Origin of the sequence: Ramlibacter tataouinensis, from assembly GCF_001580455.1 — a bacterium.
Taxonomy (GTDB): Bacteria; Pseudomonadota; Gammaproteobacteria; order Burkholderiales; family Burkholderiaceae_C; genus Ramlibacter; species Ramlibacter tataouinensis_B.
On sequence record NZ_CP010951.1, the window covers coordinates 2,884,456 to 2,906,975 of the forward strand.

19 protein-coding genes are annotated in these 22,520 nt (G+C 67.5%); 8 read left to right on the plus strand and 11 right to left on the minus strand.

Annotated elements, in window-relative coordinates; all coding sequences use genetic code 11:
- Positions 1-7 precede the first annotated feature (7 nt).
- Positions 8-802 carry an alpha/beta fold hydrolase gene (locus UC35_RS13650; protein WP_061500588.1) on the plus strand — a complete coding sequence of 265 codons (795 nt, stop codon included), beginning with the start codon at positions 8-10 and terminating at the stop codon, positions 800-802.
- A 90-nt stretch (positions 803-892) separates the two neighbouring features.
- Complete coding sequence (locus UC35_RS23615) at positions 893-1,144, plus strand: hypothetical protein (protein WP_145979456.1); 252 nt, start codon at positions 893-895, stop codon at positions 1,142-1,144.
- Positions 1,145-1,165: 21 nt separating this feature from the next.
- Here UC35_RS23615 and fdhF read toward each other — a convergent pair whose 3' ends face one another.
- The 9 genes from fdhF to UC35_RS13700 all read right to left on the minus strand — a co-directional run bounded on the left by fdhF (position 1,166) and on the right by UC35_RS13700 (position 15,172).
- A complete protein-coding gene (fdhF, locus tag UC35_RS13660; RefSeq protein WP_061500592.1) occupies positions 1,166-4,000 on the minus strand; it encodes a formate dehydrogenase subunit alpha in 2,835 nt (944 codons plus the stop codon).
- Positions 3,997-5,718, minus strand: a complete 1,722-nt coding sequence (locus tag UC35_RS13665; RefSeq protein WP_061500594.1) for an NAD(P)H-dependent oxidoreductase subunit E — start codon at positions 5,716-5,718, stop codon at positions 3,997-3,999. Before UC35_RS13665 ends, fdhF begins: the two co-directional genes overlap by 4 nt.
- A gap of 22 nt (positions 5,719-5,740) precedes the next feature.
- On the minus strand, positions 5,741-7,873 hold the full coding sequence (locus UC35_RS13670; protein ID WP_061500596.1) for an acetate--CoA ligase family protein: 2,133 nt from the start codon (positions 7,871-7,873) through the stop codon (positions 5,741-5,743).
- 12 nt (positions 7,874-7,885) lie between these two features.
- Entirely contained in the window at positions 7,886-9,133 is a 1,248-nt protein-coding gene (gene frc, locus UC35_RS13675) for a formyl-CoA transferase (RefSeq protein WP_061500598.1), read from the minus strand.
- A gap of 37 nt (positions 9,134-9,170) precedes the next feature.
- A complete protein-coding gene (gene oxc / locus UC35_RS13680; RefSeq protein ID WP_061500599.1) occupies positions 9,171-10,895 on the minus strand; it encodes an oxalyl-CoA decarboxylase in 1,725 nt (574 codons plus the stop codon).
- A gap of 87 nt (positions 10,896-10,982) precedes the next feature.
- Positions 10,983-12,512, minus strand: coding sequence for a tripartite tricarboxylate transporter permease (locus UC35_RS13685; RefSeq protein ID WP_061500601.1), 1,530 nt, complete (start codon positions 12,510-12,512; stop codon positions 10,983-10,985).
- Between the two features lie 65 nt (positions 12,513-12,577).
- Entirely contained in the window at positions 12,578-13,099 is a 522-nt protein-coding gene (locus UC35_RS13690) for a tripartite tricarboxylate transporter TctB family protein (protein WP_061500603.1), read from the minus strand.
- 102 nt (positions 13,100-13,201) lie between these two features.
- Positions 13,202-14,215: a Bug family tripartite tricarboxylate transporter substrate binding protein gene (locus UC35_RS13695; protein WP_061500605.1), complete on the minus strand. Its 1,014-nt coding sequence runs from the start codon at positions 14,213-14,215 to the stop codon at positions 13,202-13,204.
- A gap of 684 nt (positions 14,216-14,899) precedes the next feature.
- On the minus strand, positions 14,900-15,172 hold the full coding sequence (locus tag UC35_RS13700; protein WP_061500607.1) for a PsiF family protein: 273 nt from the start codon (positions 15,170-15,172) through the stop codon (positions 14,900-14,902).
- Positions 15,173-15,468: 296 nt separating this feature from the next.
- On the opposite strand from UC35_RS13700, the gene UC35_RS13705 reads away from it, so the two are divergent.
- The 3 genes from UC35_RS13705 to UC35_RS13715 are packed head-to-tail and all read left to right on the plus strand — an operon-like array spanning position 15,469 to position 17,942.
- On the plus strand, positions 15,469-15,966 hold the full coding sequence (locus UC35_RS13705) for a flavodoxin family protein (protein WP_061500609.1): 498 nt from the start codon (positions 15,469-15,471) through the stop codon (positions 15,964-15,966).
- Between the two features lie 5 nt (positions 15,967-15,971).
- Positions 15,972-16,214, plus strand: a complete 243-nt coding sequence (locus tag UC35_RS13710) for a hypothetical protein (protein ID WP_061500610.1) — start codon at positions 15,972-15,974, stop codon at positions 16,212-16,214.
- A gap of 9 nt (positions 16,215-16,223) precedes the next feature.
- A complete protein-coding gene (locus UC35_RS13715) occupies positions 16,224-17,942 on the plus strand; it encodes a CorA family divalent cation transporter (RefSeq protein ID WP_227820328.1) in 1,719 nt (572 codons plus the stop codon).
- A gap of 16 nt (positions 17,943-17,958) precedes the next feature.
- Here UC35_RS13715 and UC35_RS13720 read toward each other — a convergent pair whose 3' ends face one another.
- Positions 17,959-19,713, minus strand: a complete 1,755-nt coding sequence (locus UC35_RS13720) for a hypothetical protein (RefSeq protein ID WP_061500613.1) — start codon at positions 19,711-19,713, stop codon at positions 17,959-17,961.
- Between the two features lie 140 nt (positions 19,714-19,853).
- Positions 19,854-20,576 (minus strand): LuxR family transcriptional regulator, encoded by a 723-nt coding sequence (locus UC35_RS13725; RefSeq protein ID WP_061500620.1) that lies wholly within the window; start codon positions 20,574-20,576, stop codon positions 19,854-19,856.
- Between the two features lie 41 nt (positions 20,577-20,617).
- On the opposite strand from UC35_RS13725, the gene UC35_RS13730 reads away from it, so the two are divergent.
- From UC35_RS13730 to UC35_RS13740, 3 genes are all read left to right on the plus strand, one after another.
- Positions 20,618-21,019, plus strand: coding sequence for a DUF4902 domain-containing protein (locus tag UC35_RS13730; protein ID WP_158513905.1), 402 nt, complete (start codon positions 20,618-20,620; stop codon positions 21,017-21,019).
- Between the two features lie 113 nt (positions 21,020-21,132).
- Positions 21,133-21,735 (plus strand): acyl-homoserine-lactone synthase, encoded by a 603-nt coding sequence (locus tag UC35_RS13735; RefSeq protein ID WP_227820329.1) that lies wholly within the window; start codon positions 21,133-21,135, stop codon positions 21,733-21,735.
- 186 nt (positions 21,736-21,921) lie between these two features.
- Complete coding sequence (locus UC35_RS13740) at positions 21,922-22,515, plus strand: hypothetical protein (RefSeq protein WP_145979458.1); 594 nt, start codon at positions 21,922-21,924, stop codon at positions 22,513-22,515.
- The last annotated feature ends 5 nt before the right edge of the window (positions 22,516-22,520 follow it).

A 22,520-nucleotide genomic window follows, 5' to 3' on the forward strand; every position in this document is an offset into this window, starting at 1 on the left:
GAAGCCAATGCCAGATGTCAGCTCCGACGGTGTTTCGATTCACTACGAACTCAAGGGCCAAGGTTCCCCGGTGCTGCTGCTGGCGGGGCTGGCGGGCGTGGGCGCCTCCTGGGGCCCGCAGATCGATCTGTTCGCCGCGCATCACCAGGTGATCGTGCCGGATCACCGCGGCACCGGCGCGTCCGGACGCACCGCACGCGGCATGACGATCGTGCAGCATGCGCGGGACATGGCGCGGGTCGTGGAGGCGGTCGGGTGCGGGCCGGTCCACGCGGTGGGCTCCTCGACCGGCGGTGCCATCGTGCAACGGCTGGCGATCCATCACCGCGAATTGCTGCGCAGCGCGACCATCGTCTCTTCGATTGCGCGCGCGGACGCCTTCTACCGCCGTCAGTTCGACATGCGGCGCCGCATGTTGACCGATTCGGGGCTGCGCGCGTCCACCGAGGCCAACGCGCTGTTCCTCTTCGACCCGCGGTTCACGCGCGAACACCCGGAGCGGGTGCAGGCGTGGGTGGATGCGACGGCAGCAGGCACCTTCGAACCGGAAATCGGCTTCGCCCGGATCGACATGATCGTGGGGCACGACGCCTTCGATGAGCTTCCCTCGATCACGACACCGACGCTGGTGCTGGTGGGCGAGCGCGATTTCTGCGCCCCGCCGCACCTGTCCGCGGAGCTTGCCGGGCGGATTCCGAAAGCCGAGTTTGCCGTCCTGGACGGTGGGCACTTCATCTTCCTGGAGGAGCCCGAACTGCTGCACGACACGGTCGAGGCCTTCATCGCCAGGCACGAGCGTTGATGAGCCTGGCTCTCCGCGTGACGTTGAACCCAATCTGCACTGACCGCAACCCATGGAAAGGAAGGCATCCAACCACCTCAGGAGATCCCCATGCAAATCGCCCGACATGCTTTGGTCGCCGTCACCTTTGGCCTCGCGCTCAGCGGCGCAATGGCCGACGGAGTCCGGGTCTCTTCCACCGGAGGCGTGCAGCAGCTCAGCGACGCACGCGGCAAGGCCAAGTCGACGACGAACCCGGCACCGTCTTCGTCCGGGTCCACCTCGACCCCCACCACGCCGACCACCACGGGTCAGTCTCCGCGGCCTTCGGCGCCGTTCAATCCAGTCCAAATCCGATTCTGAACCCCGGCGCCCGGGGCCGGATCACGCTTCCGGCGTGGGGCCCATCGCGAGCGCCTGCCCGCCGCCGAAGCTCGTCTGGCGCGGCTCGGGCCCGCCGGGTACGACACGCACGGCGCAGTACTTGAACTCAGGAATCTTCCCGATCGGATCCAGCGCTGAGTTCGTGAGCTTGTTCGCCGCAGCTTCGTAGTAGCAGAAGGGCGCGAACACCGAGCCTCGCGGCGAACTGTCGTCGGCGCGCGCATACAGGCTGACGCTGCCGCGGCGCGACTCGATCGTGATCACATCACCCGGCTTGCAGCCGAGCGCCTCGATGTCCAGCGGATGGACCAGCGCCACCGGGTCGGGTTCGATGGCGTCGAGCATGCTTGCGCGCCGCGTCATGCTGCCGGTGTGCCAGTGTTCGAGCTGGCGGCCGGTGATGAGCACCATGGGGTACGCCGCATCGGGCCGCTCGTCCGCGGGAATGATGTCGGCCGGAACGAACCTGCCACGGCCGCCCTCGCGCGGGAACCCGTCCACGAAGACGACCGGCTCGCCCGGGTCGCCCTCGTGGCGGCAGGGGTAGGTGACCGAGTGCTCGCGTTCCAAACGCTCCCAGGTGATGCCGCCGATGCTGGGCATGGTGCCGCGCATTTCGTCGAACACCTCCGAGACGTCGGTGTAGTTCCACGTGAGGCCGAGCCGCTGGGCGATCTGCTGGATGATCCACAGGTCCTGGCGCGCGTCACCGGGCGGGTCTATCGCCTGGCGGCCGAGCTGCACCAGGCGGTCGGTGTTGGTGAAGGTGCCGGTCTTCTCGGGGAAGGCGCTGGCCGGCAGGATGACGTCCGCCAGGTAGGCGGTTTCCGTGAAGAAGATGTCCTGGATCACGAGATGCTCGAGCGCCGCGAGCGATTCACGCGCATGGTTCACGTCCGGGTCGGACATGGCCGGGTTCTCGCCCATGATGTACATGCCGCGCACCGTGCCCGCCTGGATGGCGTGCATGACCTCCACCACCGTCAGCCCCGGCTGCACGGCCAGCGTACCCGGCGCCATGTTCCAGGCGCGCTCGAAGCGCTCGCGCGCGCCGGGCGCGTCCACGCGCTGGTAGTCCGGATACATCATCGGGATGAGCCCGGCGTCCGAGGCACCCTGCACGTTGTTCTGGCCGCGCAGCGGATGCAGGCCGGTGCCCGGGCGGCCGATCTGCCCGGTCATCAGCGCCAGCGCGATCAGGCAGCGCGCGTTGTCCGTGCCGTGCACGTGCTGCGAGATGCCCATGCCCCAGAGGATCATCGAGGCCTTGGCCGTCGCGTACAGCCGCGCTACATCGCGCAGCGTTTCCGCGTCGATGCCGCAGATCGGCGCCATCGCCTCCGGGCTGTAGCCCTCGACGTTGGCCTTCAGGTCCTCGTAGCCGATGGTGCGGCTGGCGATGAAGGCTTCGTCGACCAGGCCCTCGTGGACGATCACGTGCATGAGCGCATTGAGCAGCGCAACGTCGGTGTCGGGCTTGAACTGCAGGTAGCGGTGCGCATGGCGCGCCAGGTCGGACTTGCGCGGGTCCATCAGGATCAACCGGGTGCCGTTCTTCACCGCGTTCTTCATCCAGGTCGCAGCGACCGGGTGGTTGACGGTCGGGTTCGCGCCGATGAGGAGGATGACCTCGGCCTTGGCCACATCCATGACCGGGTTCGACACCGCGCCCGAACCGATGCCTTCCAGCAGCGCCGCGACCGACGACGCGTGGCACAGGCGGGTGCAGTGGTCCACGTTGTTGCTGCCGAAGCCGGCGCGCACCAGCTTCTGGAACAGGTAGGCCTCTTCGTTGCTGCCCTTGGCCGAACCGAAACCGGCCAGCGCCTGCGGGCCATGCCGGTCGCGCAATTCGCGCAGCTTGCCGCCGGCGAGGGTCAGCGCCTCGTCCCAGCTCGCTTCGCGGAAGAACTCCATGACGCGCGCCGGGTCCATCTCGGCATGCGGATCCTTGGGCACGCCCGCCCGGCGGATCAGCGGTTGGGTCAGGCGCTGCGGATGGTGCGCGTAGTCGAAACCGTAGCGGCCCTTCACGCAGAGCCGCCCCTGGTTGGCGGGGCCGTCGCGTCCTTCGATCCAGAGGATCCGGTTGTCCCTGATGTTGTAGCTGAGCTGGCAGCCCACGCCGCAGAACGGGCAGACCGATTCGACCTGCTTGTCCGGGACCTGCAGCGCCACCTCGCGCGCAGGCATCAGCGCGCCGGTCGGACAGGCCTGCACGCACTCGCCGCAGGCGACGCAGCTCGACACGCCCATGGCGTCGTCCATGTCGAACACGATCTTTTCCCGCTCGCCGCGATAAGCGAGGCCGATCACGTCGTTGACCTGTTCCTCCCGGCAGGCGCGCAGGCAGCGCGTGCACTGGATGCAGGCGTCGAGATTGACGGCGATGGCCGGGTGCGAGAGGTCCGGCGGCGTTGGGGCGCGCGCTTCGAAGCGCGGCCGGCCCAGGGCCAGCTTCGCCGCCCACACGTCGAGCTCGTTGTGGCGCGTGTAGTCGCGCTCCGGCATGTCGGCCAGCAGAAGCTCGAGCACCATCTTCTGCGAGGCGAGGGCGCGTTCGCTCGCCGTGTTCACCTCCATGCCGTTGGCCGGCCGGCGGCAGCAGGCGGCAGCCAGCGTGCGCTCGCCCTTGATCTCGACCATGCACGAGCGGCAGTTGCCCACCGCGTCCAGCCCCGGCTTGTAGCAAAGCCGCGGGATCTCGACACCGAGTTCGTCGGCAACCTCGATCAGGGTGCGGTTCGCCGGGCACGTGACCTCGCGCCCGTTGAGTGTGAAGGTGACGGTCGGCGCTTCGACCTGCGCCAGCTCCGCCCGCGTGACTGCGTTCATGGCGGGTCTCCGGGTTCGTCTCCGAGTTCGTGCGCGAAGTACTTCATCACGCAATCGACCGGATTCGGCGCCGCCTGGCCCAGCCCGCAGATCGATGCGTCGCGCATCACTTGAGACAGTTCGGCGAGCAGCCGCCGATCCCAGCGCGGCTGCTCGATCAGCGCCAGCGCCTTGGCGGTGCCGGAGCGGCAGGGCGTGCACTGCCCGCAGGACTCGTCGCGGAAGAAGCGCATCAGGTTGCGGGCGGCGCCCACCGCGCTGTCCTGGTCCGACAGCACCACGATCGCCGCCGAGCCGATGAAGCAGCCGTAGGGCTGCAGCGTGTCGAAATCCAGCGGGATGTCGCCCAGGGCCGCCGGCAGGATGCCGCCGGACGCGCCACCGGGCAGGTAGGCGTAGAAGCGGTGGCCGTCGGGCATGCCGTCGCAGTATTCGTCGATGAGCTCGCGGACCGTGATGCCCGCGGGCGCGAGCTTCACGCCCGGACTCTTCACGCGCCCCGAGACCGAGAACGAACGCAGGCCCTGGCGGCCGTGCCGGCCTTGCGCGCTGAACCACCCGGGCCCTTTCTCGAGCAGCTCGCGCACCCAGTACAGCGTTTCGAAGTTGTGTTCCAGCGTCGGCCGGCCGAACAGGCCCACTTGCGCGACGTAGGGTGGCCGCAGGCGCGGCATACCACGCTTGCCTTCGATCGATTCGATCATCGCGGACTCCTCGCCGCAGATGTAGGCGCCGGCGCCGCGGCGCAGTTCGATCGCCGGCAGGTCGGGCACGGGCGGCTCGGCCCGCAGCTTGTCGAGCTCGCGCGCCAGCAGGGCGCGGCAGCCGTGGTATTCGTCGCGCAGGTAGATGTAGATGCCGGCGATGCCGACGGCCCAGGCGGCGATCAGCATGCCTTCGAGGAAGCGGTGCGGGTCGCGCTCGAGCAGGACGCGGTCCTTGAAGGTGCCGGGCTCGCCCTCGTCGAGGTTCACGGCCATCAGCCGCGGGGCCGGCTCGGCCCGCACGATCTTCCACTTGCGGCCGGCGGGAAAGCCGGCGCCGCCCAGCCCCCGCAGGCCGGAAGCTTCCAGGGCGGCGATCACCGCATCGACGCTGCGAGCGCCGGCGACGCAATCGCGCAGCAGCGCGTAGCCGCCCTGGGCCTGGTAGGCGGCCAGGTCGATGTAGCGCTCCGGCTCGTGCCGCACCGCGCCGGCCTGCACTCTCGCCGCGACCTGGTCGGCCGTCGCCTGGGGAACGGGGTTCTGCCCGACCACGGCCGCCGGCGCCTGTTCGCAGCGCCCGATGCAGGGGGCAGGCAGCACGCGCACCTCGCGACCCAGCAGCGCCGGCAGTGTCGCGAGCAGTTCCTTCGCGCCGGCCATCTCGCAGGACAGGCCGTCGCAGACGCGCACCGTCAGCGGCGCGGGGTCGCTGCCGCCTTCCTTGACGATGTCGAAGTGGTGGTAGAAGGACGCCACCTCGAACACTTCGCTGGTCGCCAGGCGCAGCTCCTGCGCCAGCGCGGCCAGATGGTCCGCGGAGAGCCGGCCGTACCGGTCCTGGATGCGGTGCAGGTGTTCGATCAGGAGGTCGCGCCGGCGCGGCGCCTCGCCGAGCAGTGCGCGCACCTGCGCGAGCGCGTCCGCGCTGGCGCGGCGGCCCCGGGGGCCGCGTCGCTTGAGTTCGCGCGCTGCTTCAGTGGAGAGCGCGATCGGGATGACCTTGTCCTGCATCCCCGGCCATGGTGAGAAGGGGTTACAACAATCCGGCCGCGCGCGCCCACTGGTACTTGGCGCCGAGGATTTCGACCGGGATTTCCGTGGAGTAGGCGTAGGCCGGGATGCCGTGCTCGTACAGGTACTGGGCGGCCTCCTCGACCTCGACGTCGCCCGCCAGGGAAGCGACCACCGGCTTGACCTTGCCCTTGGCCTTCATCTCCTCGACCACCTGGACCATGTTGCGCGCGAACACCATCGGCGGCGTGACGATGGTGTGCCAGTAGCCCAGGATCAAGGCATGGATGCGGTCGTCCTCCAGGCCCAGGCGCACCGTGTTCATGTAGGTGATGGGCGGCTCGCCGCCGGTGATGTCCACCGGGTTGCCGGCCGCGCCGAACGGCGGGATGAACTTGCGGAAGGCGGCATCCAGGTCCTGCGGCATCGGCTTGAGCAGCTTCAGGCCGTTGTCGACGCAGGCATCCGACAGTAGCACGCCCGAGCCGCCGGCGCCGGTGATGATCACCACGTTCTCGCCCTTGGGGGTGGGCAGGATGGGAACGCCGCGCGCGAAGTCCAGCAGCTGGCGCAAACTCCTGGCGCGCACCACGCCGCTCTGGCGCAGCACGTCGTCGTAGATCTTGTCGTTGCCGGCGAGCGCGCCGGTGTGCGAGCTGGCGGCCGCCGCGCCCATGGCGGTGCGGCCGGCCTTGAGCATGATGACCGGCTTGTTTTTGGAAACGCGCTTGGCCACCTCGGCGAAGGCGCGGCCATCCTTCAGGTCCTCGCAGTGCTGCGCGATCACCTTGGTGTTCTCGTCCTGGTCGAAGAACAGCAGCAGGTCGTCCTCGTCGATGTCGGACTTGTTGCCCAGGCCGACGATGGCCGACACGCCCATCTTCGCGCTGCGCGAGTAGCCGATGATCGCCATGCCGATGCCGCCGGACTGCGAGGACAGGGCGGTGGAGCCCTTGTAGTCGTAGGCCGTGCAGAAGGTGGCGCAGAGGTTGGACGGCGTGTAGTAGAAGCCGTAGATGTTCGGGCCCATCAGGCGGATGTTGTATTCCCGCCCGATGCGCTGCAGCTCTTCCTGTCCTTCCATGTTGCCGGTCTCGGCGAAACCCGAGGGGATCAGGATCGCGCCGGCGATCTTCTTTTCGCCGCATTCGCGCAGGGCGCCGGCCACCAGCTTGCCGGGGATCGCGAACACCGCGGTGTCGATCTCGTCCGGGACGTCCTTCACGCTCTTGTAGGCTTTGTAGCCCAGGATCTCGGCGTCCTTCGGATGGATCGGGTAGATCTTGCCCTGGTAGCCGCCGTTGATGAGGTTCTTCATCACGGAGTTGCCGATCTTGCCCGCTTCGGAGGAGGCGCCGATGACGGCCACCGCCTTCGGACGCATGATCCGGTTCATGGCCGTCACGACGTCCTTCTCGTCGGGGCGGTAGCGCGGCGCCTTCGGCTCGAAGTTCACCACGATGCGCACGTCGGCGGCGATCGCGCCGTCTTCGCTCGCGAACACCGGGTTCAGGTCCATCTCGGCGATCTCCGGGAAGTCGCTGACCAGCTGCGACACGCGCACGATCAGGTCCTGCAGGGCCGAGCGGTTGACGGCCTTGCCGCCGCGCACGCCCTTGAGCATCTCGGCCGCCTGGATGCTGTCCAGCATGGACGCCGCGTCTTCCCGCGTGGCGGGTGCGAGGCGGAAGGTGATGTCCTTGAGCACTTCGACCAGCACGCCGCCCATGCCGAAGGCCACCAGCTTGCCGAAGCTGCCGTCGGTCATCGCCCCGATGATCACCTCCTGGCCGCCCTTGAGCATCTGCTGCACCTGGACGCCGAGGATGCTCGCGTGCGCGTCGTATTTCTTCGCGTTGGCGACGATCTGATGGTAGGCTGCCGCGGCCTCGTCGGCGCTGTTGACGCCAACCACAACGCCGCCGGCTTCGGTCTTGTGCAGGATATCGGGCGAGACGACCTTCATGACGACCGGAAAGCCCATGGTGCCCGCCAACTTGGACGCCTCGGCGGCACCCGTGGCGACGCCTTCCTGCGGCACCGCGATGCCGTAGGCGTCGCACACCAGCTTGCCTTCCGGTGCGGTGAGCGCGTTGCGGCCCGACGCCTTGACGCCGTCGAGAACCTGGCGGACCTTGGCCTTGTCTGCGTTCATTTTCTGGGCTCCTTAGATGACTTTCGCTTGCTTGAGCTCGGCGATCTGCGCCTCCGAGTAGCCGAGCTGCTCCAGCACTTCCACCGTGTGTTCGCCCAGCAGCGGCGAGCGCGTCACCTCGGTCGGGCTGTCCGACAGCTTGATCGGGTTGCCGACCGACAGATGCTTGCCGCGGGTCGGGTGGTCCACTTCGACGATGGTGCCGGTGGCGCGCAGCGATTGATCCTCTGCGATCTCCTTCATCGACAGAATCGGGCCGCACGGAATGTCGTACTTGTTCAGGATGTCCATGGCCTCGAACTTGGTCTTGGTCTTGGTCCACTCCTCAATGCGCGCGAAGATCGACTTCAGGTGCGGCAGCCGGGCCTTCGGGGTCGCGTAGTTGGGGTCGGTGATCCAGTGCTCCTCGCCGATCACCTGGCAGATCTTGTCCCACACCGGGGCCTGCGTGATGAAGTAGATGTAGGCGTTGGGATCGGTCTGCCAGCCCTTGCACTTCAGGATCCAGCCGGGCTGGCCGCCGCCCGAGGCATTGCCGGCGCGCGGCACGGCCTCGCCGAACTCGCGGTCCGGGTACTGGGGATATTCCTCCATCACGTGGCGACGGTCCAGCCGCTGCTGGTCGCGCAGCTTCACGCGGCACAGGTTCAGCACCGCATCCTGCATCGCGGCCAGCACCTTCTGGCCGCGGCCGCTGGTGTTGCGCTGGTACAGCGCCGCCAGGATGCCCAGCGCCAGGTGCACGCCGGTGCCGCTGTCGCCGATCTGCGCGCCCGTGACCAGCGGCGGGCCATCGTCGAAGCCGGTGGTCGATGCCGAGCCGCCGGCGCACTGCGCCACGTTCTCGTACACCTTGCAATCCTCATACGGGCCCGGACCGAAGCCCTTGACCGACGCCACGATCATGCGCGGATTGAGTTCCTGGATGCGCTCCCAGGTGAATCCCATCCGGTCGAGCGCGCCCGGCGCGAAGTTCTCGACCAGCACGTCGCACTTCCTGATCAGGGTTTCCAGAACCTCCTTGCCGCGGGGGTCCTTGGTGTTCACGGTGATCGACCGCTTGTTGTGGTTGAGCATCGTGAAGTACAGGCTGTCCACGCCGTCGATGTCGCGCAGCTGCCCGCGCGTCGCGTCGCCTTCCCCCGCCTTCTCCACCTTGATCACGTCCGCGCCGAACCAGGCGAGAAGCTGCGTGCACGTCGGGCCCGACTGGACGTGCGTGAAATCGAGAATCTTGACCCCATCGAGTGCTTTGCCCATAGACCTTCCTGCTCTCAGTTCGGATTGACTGCTGAATTCACTTCTTCCTGGCGGCGGACGGGTTCAGGCTGGTGATGCGTCCACTCTCGGTGCCTGCCGTCTCATCGATGATCGCGTTGATCAGCGTCGGCTTGCCGAAGGCCACGGCCTCGTCGAGGGCCCGCGCCAGCTCGGCCTTCGTCGCCGCCCGCACGCCGACGCCGCCGAAGGCCTGCATCAGCATCTCGTAGCGCGCGTCCTTCACGAACACCGTCGGGGCGGCGTCGCCGCCGCGCGGGTTCTGGTCGGTTCCGCCGTAGACGCCGTTGTTGTTCATCACCACCACGCACACCGGCAGGTTGTAGCGGCAGATCGTCTCGACTTCCATGCCGGAGAAGCCGAACGCGCTGTCGCCCTCGACGGCGATGACGGGCTTGCCGGTGGTGACCGCGGCGGCCACCGCGAAGCCCATGCCGATGCCCATGATGCCCCAGGTGCCCACGTCCAGGCGCTTGCGCGGCTCGTACATGTCGACGATGCTGCGCGTGAAGTCGAGCGCGTTCGCGCCTTCGTTCACCAGGATCGCGTCGGGATGCGCCTTGATCTGGTCGCGGATCACGCTCAGGGCGCTCTGGAAGTTCATCGGCGAGGGATCCTTGGCGAGGGTCTCGGCCATCTTCGAGAGGTTCTTGTCCTTGCGCTCGGCGATCGCGCCGGTCCACTCGGCCGGCGGCTTCTTCCAGCCGGCGCCGATCGCCGCATTCATCGCCGCGATGCATGAGCCGATGTCGCCCACCACCGGTGCATCGATTGCGACGTTGCTGTCGGCTTCGGTCGGAGAGATGTCGACCTGGATGAACTGCCGGTCGGCGTGCTCCTTCGGGCCCGCCGCGCCCCAGGTCTTGCCCTTGCCGTGCGACAGCAGCCAGTTCAGCCGGGCGCCGACCAGCATGACGACATCCGCTTCGGCCAGCACGTAGGAGCGGGCGGCCGAGGCCGACTGCGGATGGTTGTCCGGCAGCAGCCCCTTGGCCATGGACATCGGCAGGTAGGGGATGCCGGTCGTTTCGACGAAGCGGCGGATCTCGGCGTCAGCCTGCGCATAGGCCGCGCCCTTGCCGAGAATCACCAGCGGCTTCCTGGCGACACGCAGCGCGTCGACTGCGCGCCGCACCGCCTCGGGCGCCGGGAGCTGCCTGGGCGCGGGGTCGACCACCTTGATCAGGGAGCGCTTGCCCAGTTCGGCCGGCACCGATTGCGCGAACACCTTGGCCGGCAGGTCGAGGTAGACACCGCCGGGGCGGCCGGACACCGCGGCGCGGATGGCGCGCGCGATGCCCACGCCGATGTCTTCCGCATGCAGCACGCGGAAGGCCGCCTTGCACAACGGCTTGGCGATCGCCAGCTGGTCCATCTCCTCGTAGTCGCCTTGCTGCAGGTCGACGATCTCGCGTTCGCTGGAGCCGGACACCAGGATCATCGGGAAGCAGTTCGTCGTCGCGTTCGCGAGCGCGGTCAGGCCGTTGAGGAATCCGGGCGCCGACACGGTGAAGCACACGCCGGGCTTTTGCGTGAGGAAGCCGGCCGCCGCCGCGGCGTTGCCGGCGTTCTGTTCATGGCGGAACGAGATGACCCGCAGCCCCTCGGCCTGCGCCATGCGAAGAAAGTCGGTGATCGGAATGCCGGGCAGGGCGAAGAGCGTGTCCAGGCCGTTGAGTTTCAGCGCATTGATCAGCAAGTGGAAACCGTCCGTGGTCTCCTGGGTGGGGGTGTCCGTGTTCATGGGAGCAATGAGTTGTGGTTGAAGGGCCCGAGAACCAGTTCTTGTTCAGATCACGATGGACGACTTGGATCCGCAATCCGTTCCCACTCAATCCACCGGCTGCTCTTCCGCGAATTGCTTGGGCTTGGGTTGCCGGACTTTCGCCAGCAGGCGCGAAAGCAGCGGCCACAACAGCAGCACGACGGCGAGCGTGGAAATGGTGCCCACCAGCGGGTTGGACCACAGGATGGAGATCTGCCCCTGCGACACCAGCATCGCCTGGCGGAACGAGTCCTCGGCCTTGTCGCCCAGCACCAGGGCCAGCACCAGGGGCGCCAGCGGGTAGTCGAGCTTCTTGAAGACGTAGCCCACCACGCCGAACAGCATCATGAACCAGACATCCAGCATGGCGTTGTGCACGGTGTAGGCGCCGATGGCGCAGATCACCACGATCACCGGCGCGATGATCGAGAACGGGATGCGCAGGATCGAGGCGAACAGGGGCACGGTGGTCAGCACCACGATCAGGCCGGCCAGGTTGCCCAGGTACATGCTGGCGATCAGGCCCCAGACAAAGTCCTTCTGTTCCACGAACAGCAGCGGACCGGGCTGCAGGCCCCAGATCAACAGCCCGCCGAGCAGCACGGCGGCCGTCGGCGACCCGGGGATGCCCAGCGCCAGCATCGGCAGCAGCGCGCTCGTGCCCGCGGCATGGGCCGCCGTCTCGGGCGCCACCACGCCTTCCATTTCACCGGTGCCGAACTTCGGCCCGCTGCGGGACATCTTCTTGGCCAGCCCGTAGCTCATGAAGGACGCAGGGGTGGCGCCGCCGGGGGTGATGCCCATCCAGATGCCGACCAGCGCGCTGCGCACCGAGGTCACCCAGTACTTCGGCAACTGCTTCCAGGTGTCCAGCACCACCCGCGGATTGATCGCTCCGGTCTTGCCCGAGAAGGCCAGTTTCTCTTCCATCGACAGCAGGATCTCGCCGATGCCGAACAGGCCGATGACGGCGATCAGGAAATCGAAGCCGCGCATCAGCTCATGGATGCCGAAGGTCAGGCGCAGCTGGCCGGTGACGGTGTCGATGCCCACGGCGGCCAGGGCGAAGCCGATGGCCATCGAGGCCAGGATCTTGAACGGCGATCCCTTGCCCATGCCGACGAAGCTGCAGAAGGTGAGCAGGTAGACCGAAAAATATTCAGGCGGGCCGAACTTGAGCGCGAACTTCGCCACCAGGGGCGCGAGGAAGGTGATCATCACCACCGCCGCCAGCGCGCCGATGAACGAGGAGGTGAAGGCGGTGGTCAGGGCGGCGCCGGCACGCCCGTCCTGCGCCATCGGGTAGCCGTCGAAGGTGGTGGCCACCGACCAGGGCTCGCCCGGTATGTTGAACAGGATCGAGGTGATTGCGCCGCCGAACAGCGCTCCCCAGTAGATGCACGACAGCATGATGATCGCCGAGGTCGGCGACATGGTGAAGGTCAGGGGCAGCAGGATGGCCACCCCGTTGGCACCGCCCAGCCCGGGCAGCACGCCGATCAGCACACCGAGGGTGATGCCAACGAACATCAAAAGAAGGTTCATCGGCGTCAGCACGACGCTGAATCCGTGGAAGAGCGCGTTCAGTTCGTTCATGGGATCTTGTCGTTGTGATGGTGGAACGAAGGTGGCTTCAGGAAGGAGGCTTCAGGAAGGAAGCATCAATAGCCGAGGAACCGCAGGGGATCGAACATCCCCTTGAACAGCGGGACCTTGAACCAGACCTCGAACATCAGGAAGAACAGCGCCATCGCCAGCACGCCCACGCTGACGCCCCTGAGGGGGGAATACTTGCCCAGGACGACCATGAACAGGGCGATGTACACCGCCGAGGCGATGTACAGGCCCAGCAACTGCACCGCCAGGACATACACCAGGGCGGGCACCAGCATGGACAGCACCCGCCTGAGCTGCTCGCTGTCGACGAAGATGGCGGTGTTCTTCTTCTTGCCGAACAGCGCCTGGTACATCGTTCCGGCGCCGGCGATGCACAGGATCAGGCCGATGTAGAAGGGAAAGTAGCCCGCGCCCGGCCCGTCGGTGGTCCAGCCCGAACCCAGTTTCCAGCTGCCCTGGGCCACCACCACGCCCATGATCAGGACGACGAATGCGACCACGGCCTCGACGACATGGGTGGGCACACCCCTGCGCGGCTGCGATCCGGAAGTATCGATCGGCTCCATCAGAAAACTCCTCTCGGCAAACGGCCCTTCGGAAAGGGCGTGTAGCTACTGGAGTGCGGACCGGCGGCAAGCCGGTCCGCGGCAGGGCCCGTGAGGGCGTCCCTACTTCGCGATGAAGCCCGCTTCCTTCATCAGTTCGCGGTGCAGGTTCTCGGCGGTTCCGAGCCACTTGAAGTACTGGTCGCCGGTCATCGATGTCTGGTTGAAGGCGCCCTTTTCCATGTACTCCTTCCACTCGGGAGTCTCGCGCACCTTGTTGAGCAGGCCGATGTAGAAGTCGGTTTGCTCCTTGGTGACGCCCGGGGCCATGAAGATGCCGCGCAACATGACGTAGGAGGTGGAAACGCCGGCTTCCTTGCAGGTGGGGATGTCGCCCCACGACATGGTCTCGGTGACCTTGGCCTTGTACGGCATGCGCTTGTCGTCGAACACGCACAGCGGCCGCAGCGCCCCGGAGCGCCACTGCGCCACAGCTTCGATCGGGTTGTTGACCGAGGAGTCGATGTGCTTGCCGACCAGCTGCACCGCGACGTCGCCGCCGCCCTTGAAAGGAACGTAAATGAACTTGGTGCCGGTCGCCTTCTCGATGCCGACGGTCAGGATCTGGTCTTCCTGCTTGGCGCCGGTGCCGCCCATCTTCATCTTGTTGGGCCCGGCCGCCTTCACGGCGTCGAAGTACTGCTTGGCGTCCTTGTAGGGCGCCTCGGCGTTCACCCACAGCACGAACTGGTCGAGCGCCATCATCTCCACCGGTGTCATGTCGCGCCAGTTGAAGGGCACGCCCGTCGCCATCGGCGTGGTGAACAGGTTGGACAGCGTGATGATGATCTTGTGCGGGTCGCCCTTCGCGCCCTTCACGTCGAGGAAGCCCTCGGCGCCGGCGCCGCCGGACTTGTTGACGACAACCAGCGACTGCTTCATCAGGTTGTGCTTGACGACGACGCCCTGGATCAGGCGCGCCATCTGGTCGGCGCCGCCGCCGGTGCCGGCGGGCACCACGAACTCGACCGGTTTCGTCGGCTCCCAGGCCGCCTGTGACGGCGCCGCGTGCGCGATCAGCGCCGCGCCGAACAAGACTGCAAATCCTTTTCCGAGATTTGGAAATTTGGCATTCATCGGTTTGTCTCCTGTATGAACTTCACCCAGTCTCGTGAAGGCGGCTTGTGGTCGCCTTCGCCCAGTGGAACTGCCGGCAATGAGGTTGACGAACAGCGCGTACTGCAGTTGCCCGATCGTCGCCATGCACCGGTGCCGATGAGGAACTGGCCCCATCAGTACCTGGCTGGCTCATGCACATGTCTCCTTGTATTTCTCTCCTTCTGGTTCTTCGGCGCGGTACTGCCTGCGCCGAAGCGCGGAGTCATTCTCAATCCTGAGGCTCTTGACCGAGGTCACTAATTCGGGATAGCCCTATGTATCGATTCCGAGGCTTGTCGGACGGAGTCGACGATCATAGGACTTTGGACTACACGGCAGCCAGGGTGACACCACCGTCCCGGACGGCGCGAACGGTGTCCCAGGCACGCGAAGGGCGAGCAGTGCGCAAGCCGCCGGCCCGGCCAAAGCAAGGTCGCAGAGGCGATCAACGGCTGCGCCGGCTTCTACGGCACACCGGTCTACCAGACCTTCCGCAGTCCAGCGGCGTGGACTTGACCCCGCCGAAGGGCGCCGCCTTGGAATCCAGAAGGCCGTCGCACTGATATATGGAAGTCGCGCAGAGACCTGCAGTGCCGGCTATAGCTCGAGCTGCGCCTTCGGCAGCTGCGCGGCTCGAAGCCTTCGGCCTGTCTGGCGCCTGATCTACTTGGTTGACGGCGCGCCGCCCGCTGCTGCGGCGTCCTTCTCGCACTTGGTGACGAAGCTCTTCTTGGCGGCACCCGCCAGCTTCTTGTCCGCCGCCTGGGTGTCGCAGGATGCTTTCGCAGCATCTCCTTGGCACTTCTTCATGAAACTGGTCTTCGCGGCGCCTGCCAGCTTCTTTGCGGAAGCCTGCTCCTCGCAGGACGAATCGGCCGCGAATGCCGAGTGTGACGAGAGCACCGCGATGGCGCTCGCAGCAAGCAACGCTTTCATGGGACTGCCCTTCCTAAAACTTCCCTGCCCAAAACACGGCAGGTGCGGCAAAACTCTAAACCGGAAGAGCGTCGCTTGTGCGCTGCAGCGCATCGCAGCTCAGCAGTGCCCAAATCTTAAAAAATGTGGCCGGCCCAAGACCAATAACAAATGGCCAATTCGCGACACCTTCTGTTGCAAGCTCGGCCGCGCTTGTATGTTGACGCTGAGGGCCACCGTGTCGCTCGACTGGGACGTCGTCGCCGACTCCGTGGCGCGGCGGAGCCGCTCACGCCAGGGCGCTATGCTGGCTGGCGATGGACACCAGGACCCTGCTTGTCGTCTACCACTCGATGACCGGAGGCACCGCGCAGATGGCGCAGGCGGCCGCCGAGGGTGCCGGCAGCGAGCCTGGCGTGCGCGTGCGGCTGTTGCGCGCGCCGCAGGCGCAGCCGGACGACGTGCTCGGCGCCGATGGCTATTTGTTCGCGACGCCGGAGAATTTGGCGGCGATGTCCGGGCTGATGAAGGATTTTTTCGATCGCTGCTACTACGCCGCGCTGGACCAGGTGAACGGCAGGCCGTATGCCACCCTGGTGTGCGCCGGCAGTGATGGCCAGAACGCGGTGCGCCAGATCGAACGCATCGCCACCGGCTGGCGCCTTCGGCTGGTCGCGCCGCCGCTGATCGTCTGCACCCATGCGCAGACGCCCGAGGCGATCGCGCGACCCAAGCAGATCGGGGCGCAGGACCTGGCACAGTGCCGCGAAGTGGGCGCCGCCTTGGCTGCGGGCCTGGCCCTGGGCGTGTATTGAGGAGGTTGCACCTGCACTGGGAAAGCTTCGCTGACCAGTTCCAGTCCGTCCTCGACGCGGCGAACCCGGGCGGGCTGGACTTCCTGGCAGCCGTGGTGAGCCGCTGGTCCGGCACGCGGGCGCACCTGCGGGGGCACCGGCCGGCGGTCCTGGCGACGCTGGAGCGCATCGAGGCGCACCCGGCGCTGGCGCCGGTCATGTCGCGCCATTGGCCGCAGCAACTGGATCGATCCGCGCCACCTGCGTAGAGTGTCGGCATGCGCGCCGGCCGCGCGACCAAGGGGCACACCATGGAAGAGCTCAAGTCATGGATAGGCAAGGCGCTGTCCCGCGGCCCGGTGACGGTGCGCCAGTTCCGCCAAATCCTGCTGTGGCCGCTGCAGCTGGTGCCGACGCAGGAGAGCGTCCAGATCCACCGGCACTGGGAGTGCCTGGCGCAGCCGGGCCCCGACAACGCCTGGCATGAAGTCGAGGACGAGTTCACGGGCGATCCGGGCGAATTCCAGGAGCGCCACTACGCCGAGTTCGTCAACTTCCTGCCCTACGTGCAGCGGGTGCTCTATGGCGAGGGCAAGGGCGTCGCCAGCCGCGCCCACGGGCCGGAGGCGGAGTCGCCGATCCGCGTGTTCAGGCGCGGCGACGTGCACGGCGTGCGCATCACGCTCGAGCGGCACGGCGCGCCGGTCGAGCTGCGCATCGCGCATGTCGACCTGTATTTCTTCTTCGACCTGGACATCGTCGTGCCGGCGGTCGAGGTGTTCGGCGCCGAGCTCGAGCTGGCGACCACCCAGGACATCCTGTTCCGCTTCGGGCGCGCCTATCCGCCGTACTGGGAGGCCGACGGGCGCGGCGGGCACTGCCCCTGGCGAGTCGAATGGCTGGCGGCGGACGGGACCGTGCTGGCGCAGTCGGACTACGAGCACCGCGAGAAGTACCTGAGCTTCACCTGCGAGCACCGCTCGCCGGCCATCGCCACCCACTGGGAATGGCTGCTGCAGCCGATGGTGCAGCACCACTCGCAGGCGGCGGGGGCGGTGCGCTATCGCCCGCTCGAATACCACCGCATGCCGACCATGGGCTACCTGGCGCTGGACGACGTGGACGCGCTGACGCGCGCCGACTGGGTCCGTTTGGGCCTGGTGACCGCGCGGGGCGAGGCGGGGCAGCTGCCGTACTCGGAGCGCTACCTGGCGGAGTTCGAGCAGCGCTACTGCTTCGACCGCTACTTCGAGCCGGAGTGCGGCCAGCGCTGGATGAACACCCGCCTGATGTGCAGCGGCCACTCCTTCGTGATGGTGGGCCGCGCGTCCGAAGAGCGCTTCACCCACCTGGAGAACGGCCTGCAAGGGCAGTTCCGCCACCAGTACTTCCTGGTGTTCCTGATCGCGCATTTCCAGAAGGCGGGCCTCCTGATGCTGTCGGACCGGCTGATCGTGGCCCTGTCGCACCTCGACATCCAGAAGGTCGACTCGATCAAGCAGTTCAAGCGCAGCATCCGCCAGACGCTGGAGATCTTCCTGCGCTTCAACCACCGCTACTGGTTCCACGAGATCTCGAACCAGGTGCAGGTGCGCGACCTCTATCGCATGCTGTCCGAGCACCTCGGTTCGCAGGCCCTGTTCGACGAGCTGCGCGGCGAGGTGAAGGACATGAACGACTACCTCGAGAGCGACACCTTGCGCCGGCAGGCCAACACGGTGGTGCGGCTCACGGTGGTGACGGTCTTCGGCCTGATCGGCACCGTGCTCACCGGCGTGTTCGGCATGAACGTGTTCGACTTCGCCGGAAAATCCCTGCCGCTTCAGGTGACGCTGGTCGTCCTGGTCGCCATCCTGGTGACCTGGCTGCTGCTGTACACCCTGACGAAAGCCAAGCCGCTGGCGGATTTCCTCGATGCGATGTCCGACACTCAGCTGCCCGCCCGCGCCAAGCTCGGCGCCTTCCTGGGCGTGTGGAAGAAGCCGCCGCGCAACTGAGGACCCCGGCTTGCGGTCAGGGCGCGCAGCGCTGGGCGGCCGCTGCGTCTGGATGGACGCTCGGGGCCGAGGCCGCCGCGTTGTCGATCGAATCGAGGAACCGCGCCGTCGCGTCGAGGCTGCGGCGCCATTCCGCGACCATGTCGCGCAGGCCCTGGCGGCGCGCCAGCCGCAAACGCTCGACCAGTAGCGGCAGGGCGCGGCCGTCGATTTCCCCGTCGTGGTCCTCGCGCTCGCCGATGCGCAGCAGCTCCGGGATCAGCTCGAACACCGCCTGGACCATGGCGCCCAGCACATGGCTGGCGACGAATTCCTTGGAGGGCAAGGCCAGCGCCCTGGGACCGTGATGCACCGCCGCGAGGGCCTCGTCGAGCCAGGGCTCGAACACGATGCCGTCGCGCTCGTATTCCGAGGTGAGCTGCCCCAGGAGATTCATCGCCCGCTGGCCGATCAGCAGCCGGAAGCCGCCCAGCTCGCTCCAGCCGCCCATGTTGGCGGCCAGGTGCGCCAGCAGGCCGTCCCGCATCGCTTCGCGTTCGAAGGGGCTCGCCAGCCACTGGGCGACGTTGCGGAAGTAGCAGTGCGAGAGCTCCAGGCCATGGAGCTGGTAGTCCGCAGCCGGTTCCGAGACGCCGGTCCACGCGGCGTCCGGCGGTCCCGCGCTGGCGCCCCGCACGTGAAGGTCCAGCCAGTTGTGCCAGCTCGAATCCACGACGACCCGGCCGACGTTGGCGCGCTGTCCGTCGTAGACCGCGACCACGGGGACGACCCGGCTCGACGGGGAAGCGCCGTCCTGGAAGGCCGCGTCATTGACGGCGTCGTCGCTGCGCGCCACGGTCGCCCAGGCGATCGTCTCGGGCTTGGGGCGCCGCAAGCCGCCGGGAAACTCCGGGCACCCGGTGGGGTCGCTGGCGTCGAGGACCACCTCGGCATCCTCGTGCAGCCGCGCGCCGTGCACCGGGTCCGGCAGGAGGTTGATCGGGCCCAGGGCGCTGCACAGGAGCGGATGCGGCGCCGTGCGGGTCAGGCCGCCGTCGGAGGCGGCCGCCTGCCGGACCAGCGCATCCCACAGGGGATAGCGCTTGAGCCGAAGCCGCCGCGGCAGTCCGTCGCCCGCGTCGTCGCCCCGGGCTTCCGGCTGGCCGCCGAACTGGCGCACCGGCGCCAGGGTGTCGATGCGCGCAGGCTGCGCGGGCGAGCCCTCGGCCTGGCAAGGACGGAACCAGCAGCGCATCTGGCGCACGCGACTCAGTTCGCTGCACAAGCTCGCGCCCTGTCTGCCGTGGCCGCCGGTGGCGAACACGCCGCCGCCCGCGTTCATCCAGGCGGCGAGGATCTTCAGCTCGCTCTCGTTGAGCGAGGACCGGTGCGGTGGGACATCGCCGCGGCCGTCCGAAGGGGTGGGGCCGGGCCCGTAACCGAAGAACCAGACCTGGCTGTAGGCCGCCAGGTCAAAGCCCGGGTCGTCGAACTGGAAGTCGTCGTACTGCGTCCACGCGCGCGTCTTGCCCGTCTCGGGATCGCGCTCGCTGCGTTCCCTGCGCGACAGTGGACCGGCCCCATGGATGGCGTGGTCGATGGCGAAGCGCGTGTAGGGATGGGCGCCGGCCGGCGGGTCCCAGAGCGCACGGGCCATCTGCCTCAGGGTGAATCCCCGCTGGTCGCCCGGCGGCTCGCCTGGGACGTCCCACAAGCCGATCGCGCCATCGGTGACCACCAGGATGGGGATCCTGACGCCCAGGTCGAAATAGGCGTCATAGGTGTTCGGCATGTTCTCTCCCGTGAAACCAATTGCTTCAAGGGAACTTAGCCGTCCGCCAGCCGGAATCAACTCCCTGCCTAGCCAGGTGACAGCGCCTGCGGCCGCGCCGCAGACTCGTGCGGAACAGGCCAAGAAGAACGCGAACAGGCCTAGTCGATGAGACCCAGCGCGACCGCCTTGGCTGCCGCCTGCGCGCGCGAGGAAACTTCCAGCTTTCGGAGCACGTTCGTCACGTGAAAATGCACCGCCGAAGAAGAAACATGGAGGATGTCGGCGATCACGCCGTCGCTCTTGCCTTGCGCCACCCAGTGCAGGCAGGTCTTCTCCCGTGGCGTCAGCACCGGCGTCCGTTCCGCCAGCATGCGGGGGACGACCAGGCGCTGCATGGCCACGTGCATGGCGCTGGCCAGCACGGCAGCGCCTTCCTTGAGCCGGCGCTCCTCGACCGAGCCCGGCAGGAAGGGCTTGTCGCGGGCGATGCTGAACATGCTCTTGGCCGTGGCGCTCTCGTGCACCGCGATGCTCAGGCCGTGCCCCAGTCCGAATCGGCGCGACTCCTCCAGGATCTCGAAGGATTGCGTGTCGTACATGCCCTCGTTCCAGACCAGCGGCATCGTCGACGACTGGCAATGGGCGACCGTCGGATCGCGCATGATGAACTGCCGGTCCTGGTAGATCTGCTGGTAGGCGGCCGGGTAGCCGCTCGTGACGTGCTGCACGGGCTCGAGCATCGGCCGATGCACCTGGATGCCGAACAGGCCCTGCTCGCAGCCCAGGGCCTGCACCCCCGCCTGCATCCTGGCGAAAAGCTCGTTCTCATCGGCCGCAAGAACGACCGAAGCGATCGTGCCCAGGGTGTGCGAGTCGTTCATTCCCAGCGCATCCGGTTCAAGCCCTCTTCAAAGACAAGATGATGGAACAGTCTGCCAGCAACGCGATTCCCCAGATGTTTTCACGGGACTACTGCGTCCGCGTCCCCCAGCGCCGGCTAGGTGACATTTTGTTCGAGCATCTCTGCACCGAGCAAGACCCCGGAGTGTCCGGACTGCGACAAAAGTCCTTCCGTGGCGGCATGACCGAGTGGGTCGGCCGCTGCGGCGGCCAAGCCGTCAGCCTGGGGTGGGACTGGGGGCAGCTGGAAGACGGCTCGATTTGCCTGCTCAAGGCCGTCTCGCCCCGCACCAACCTGATGGCGATCGACGCCAAGGGCTATGACATGCCCGGGAATGAGGCGCTGGACGATCTCTGGGCGCTGATCGAGTCTTTGCCCTGGCGCGGGGAGGTGGCTGCCAGCTTGCGGTCGCTGCATCCCTGATTCCGCTGCGCTCGCGCTAGCGCGGCGGCAGCGTTCCTGGCACCTATCCAGGTAGCCAGGTGTTTCCGCGCGCCGGTCCTCGTCAAATCGAGCGCAGCCGGAAAGGAAATTTCATGAACCACGCTGTCACGACCATGGCACTCAGGGAGATGAACGAATCGGATCGCGTCGGCATGTTCCGCCTGCGCTACGACACTTTCCGAACGCGGCTCGGCTGGTCGGTGCAAACCACCGACGACGGCCTGGAGATCGACCAGTTCGACAAGCTGGAACGGGCCCACTACATCATCGCCCGCTCGCCCGCCGAAGGGGTCGACGCCTGCTGGCGCCTGCTGCCCACGCAGGGCCCGAACATGCTGCGCGACGTGTTCCCGGAGCTGCTCCACGGCCTGCCGGCGCCCTGCGCGGCCGATGTCTGGGAAATGAGCCGCTTCGCGATCGCGACCGACCGCGTTGCCGGCGCCGACGACGCCGGCAACCACCAGGTCGGGTTCGGCGACCTGTCGGTGGCGCTCATGACCCAGGCCTGGCACTTCGCGCAGGCCCATGGCATTGCGCGCTTCGTCACCGTCACCACCGCCCCCATCGAGCGCATGCTGAAGAAACTGGGACTGAGCGTACACCGACTGGGCCCGCCGGTCCGCATCGGGGCGGTGCTGACGGTCGCCTGCTTCATCGAGGTCGACGCCATCACCGCCGCGGCACTGGGGGTCTGAGCCCCCGGTTCGGCCGGACACGGCGGCGCGCGCCGCAGGGCTCGGGTTGACAACCCCCCTGCGCGTGAATACGCTGGTTCGATGACTTTACCGGCGACGCCTGCGCAAGAATCCCAGCCCCGCCCAGCCACCAACTTTGACGCCGAAGCGGCCCGCTACGCCCTGTTGCGACGCCTGGCGCCGTCCATGCGCCACCACCTGGTGGTCAACCTCCAGCCGATCGGTATCGTGTACGAGATCATGGACCGGCGCCTGCGTGGGCCGCAGCCGAACCTGGCGGAAGTGCACGAAGGCGCCCACAAGATCAGCACCTATGCCCGTTCGGCGCTGAATTCCTGCCTGGACGTGATCACCTGGCTGGCTCCGGAGGAGGATGCCGGCATCGGCGCGGTCGAGGGGGTGCGCGAGTGCCTGGACCTGGTCGCCACGAGCTTCACCTTCCGCGGTTTTACGCTGCGCAACCAGGTCGAGCCGGTGCCGGGGCGAGTGCGCCGCGCGGCCATGCGCAACGTGCTCACCGGCGCCTTGCTCCACCTCTCGGACGCCAACGCGCCCCCCGCGGAGATCGTGCTGACGGCCGCCGCGGCGGCGTCCGGTCTGCGGCTCACGCTCACCCTGACCCCGGGGGTGGGGGAGGCGGGTTTCCCCGCGGGACCGACCTACCGGCCCCTGTCCTGGAGCGATGTCGAGGCGCTGGCCGAGGCGGAAGGCGTCGAACTGCGGCGCGAAGGCCGCGAGCTGCGCCTCGTCTTCCCCGGGCTGCGTGGGGCCGGCGCCTGAAGCTG

Bases quoted from the DNA above. Each gene is read 5' to 3' on its own strand.
- UC35_RS13650 (WP_061500588.1), top strand. From the start codon at position 8: ATGCCAGATGTCAGCTCCGACGGTGTTTCGATTCACTACGAACTCAAG.
- UC35_RS23615 (WP_145979456.1), top strand. From the start codon at position 893: ATGCAAATCGCCCGACATGCTTTGGTCGCCGTCACCTTTGGCCTCGCG.
- fdhF (WP_061500592.1), bottom strand. From the start codon at position 4,000: ATGAACGCAGTCACGCGGGCGGAGCTGGCGCAGGTCGAAGCGCCGACC.
- UC35_RS13665 (WP_061500594.1), bottom strand. From the start codon at position 5,718: ATGCAGGACAAGGTCATCCCGATCGCGCTCTCCACTGAAGCAGCGCGC.
- UC35_RS13670 (WP_061500596.1), bottom strand. From the start codon at position 7,873: ATGAACGCAGACAAGGCCAAGGTCCGCCAGGTTCTCGACGGCGTCAAG.
- frc (WP_061500598.1), bottom strand. From the start codon at position 9,133: ATGGGCAAAGCACTCGATGGGGTCAAGATTCTCGATTTCACGCACGTC.
- oxc (WP_061500599.1), bottom strand. From the start codon at position 10,895: ATGAACACGGACACCCCCACCCAGGAGACCACGGACGGTTTCCACTTG.
- UC35_RS13685 (WP_061500601.1), bottom strand. From the start codon at position 12,512: ATGAACGAACTGAACGCGCTCTTCCACGGATTCAGCGTCGTGCTGACG.
- UC35_RS13690 (WP_061500603.1), bottom strand. From the start codon at position 13,099: ATGGAGCCGATCGATACTTCCGGATCGCAGCCGCGCAGGGGTGTGCCC.
- UC35_RS13695 (WP_061500605.1), bottom strand. From the start codon at position 14,215: ATGAATGCCAAATTTCCAAATCTCGGAAAAGGATTTGCAGTCTTGTTC.
- UC35_RS13700 (WP_061500607.1), bottom strand. From the start codon at position 15,172: ATGAAAGCGTTGCTTGCTGCGAGCGCCATCGCGGTGCTCTCGTCACAC.
- UC35_RS13705 (WP_061500609.1), top strand. From the start codon at position 15,469: ATGGACACCAGGACCCTGCTTGTCGTCTACCACTCGATGACCGGAGGC.
- UC35_RS13715 (WP_227820328.1), top strand. From the start codon at position 16,224: ATGCGCGCCGGCCGCGCGACCAAGGGGCACACCATGGAAGAGCTCAAG.
- UC35_RS13720 (WP_061500613.1), bottom strand. From the start codon at position 19,713: ATGCCGAACACCTATGACGCCTATTTCGACCTGGGCGTCAGGATCCCC.
- UC35_RS13725 (WP_061500620.1), bottom strand. From the start codon at position 20,576: ATGAACGACTCGCACACCCTGGGCACGATCGCTTCGGTCGTTCTTGCG.
- UC35_RS13730 (WP_158513905.1), top strand. From the start codon at position 20,618: ATGGAACAGTCTGCCAGCAACGCGATTCCCCAGATGTTTTCACGGGAC.
- UC35_RS13735 (WP_227820329.1), top strand. From the start codon at position 21,133: ATGAACCACGCTGTCACGACCATGGCACTCAGGGAGATGAACGAATCG.
- UC35_RS13740 (WP_145979458.1), top strand. From the start codon at position 21,922: ATGCGCCACCACCTGGTGGTCAACCTCCAGCCGATCGGTATCGTGTAC.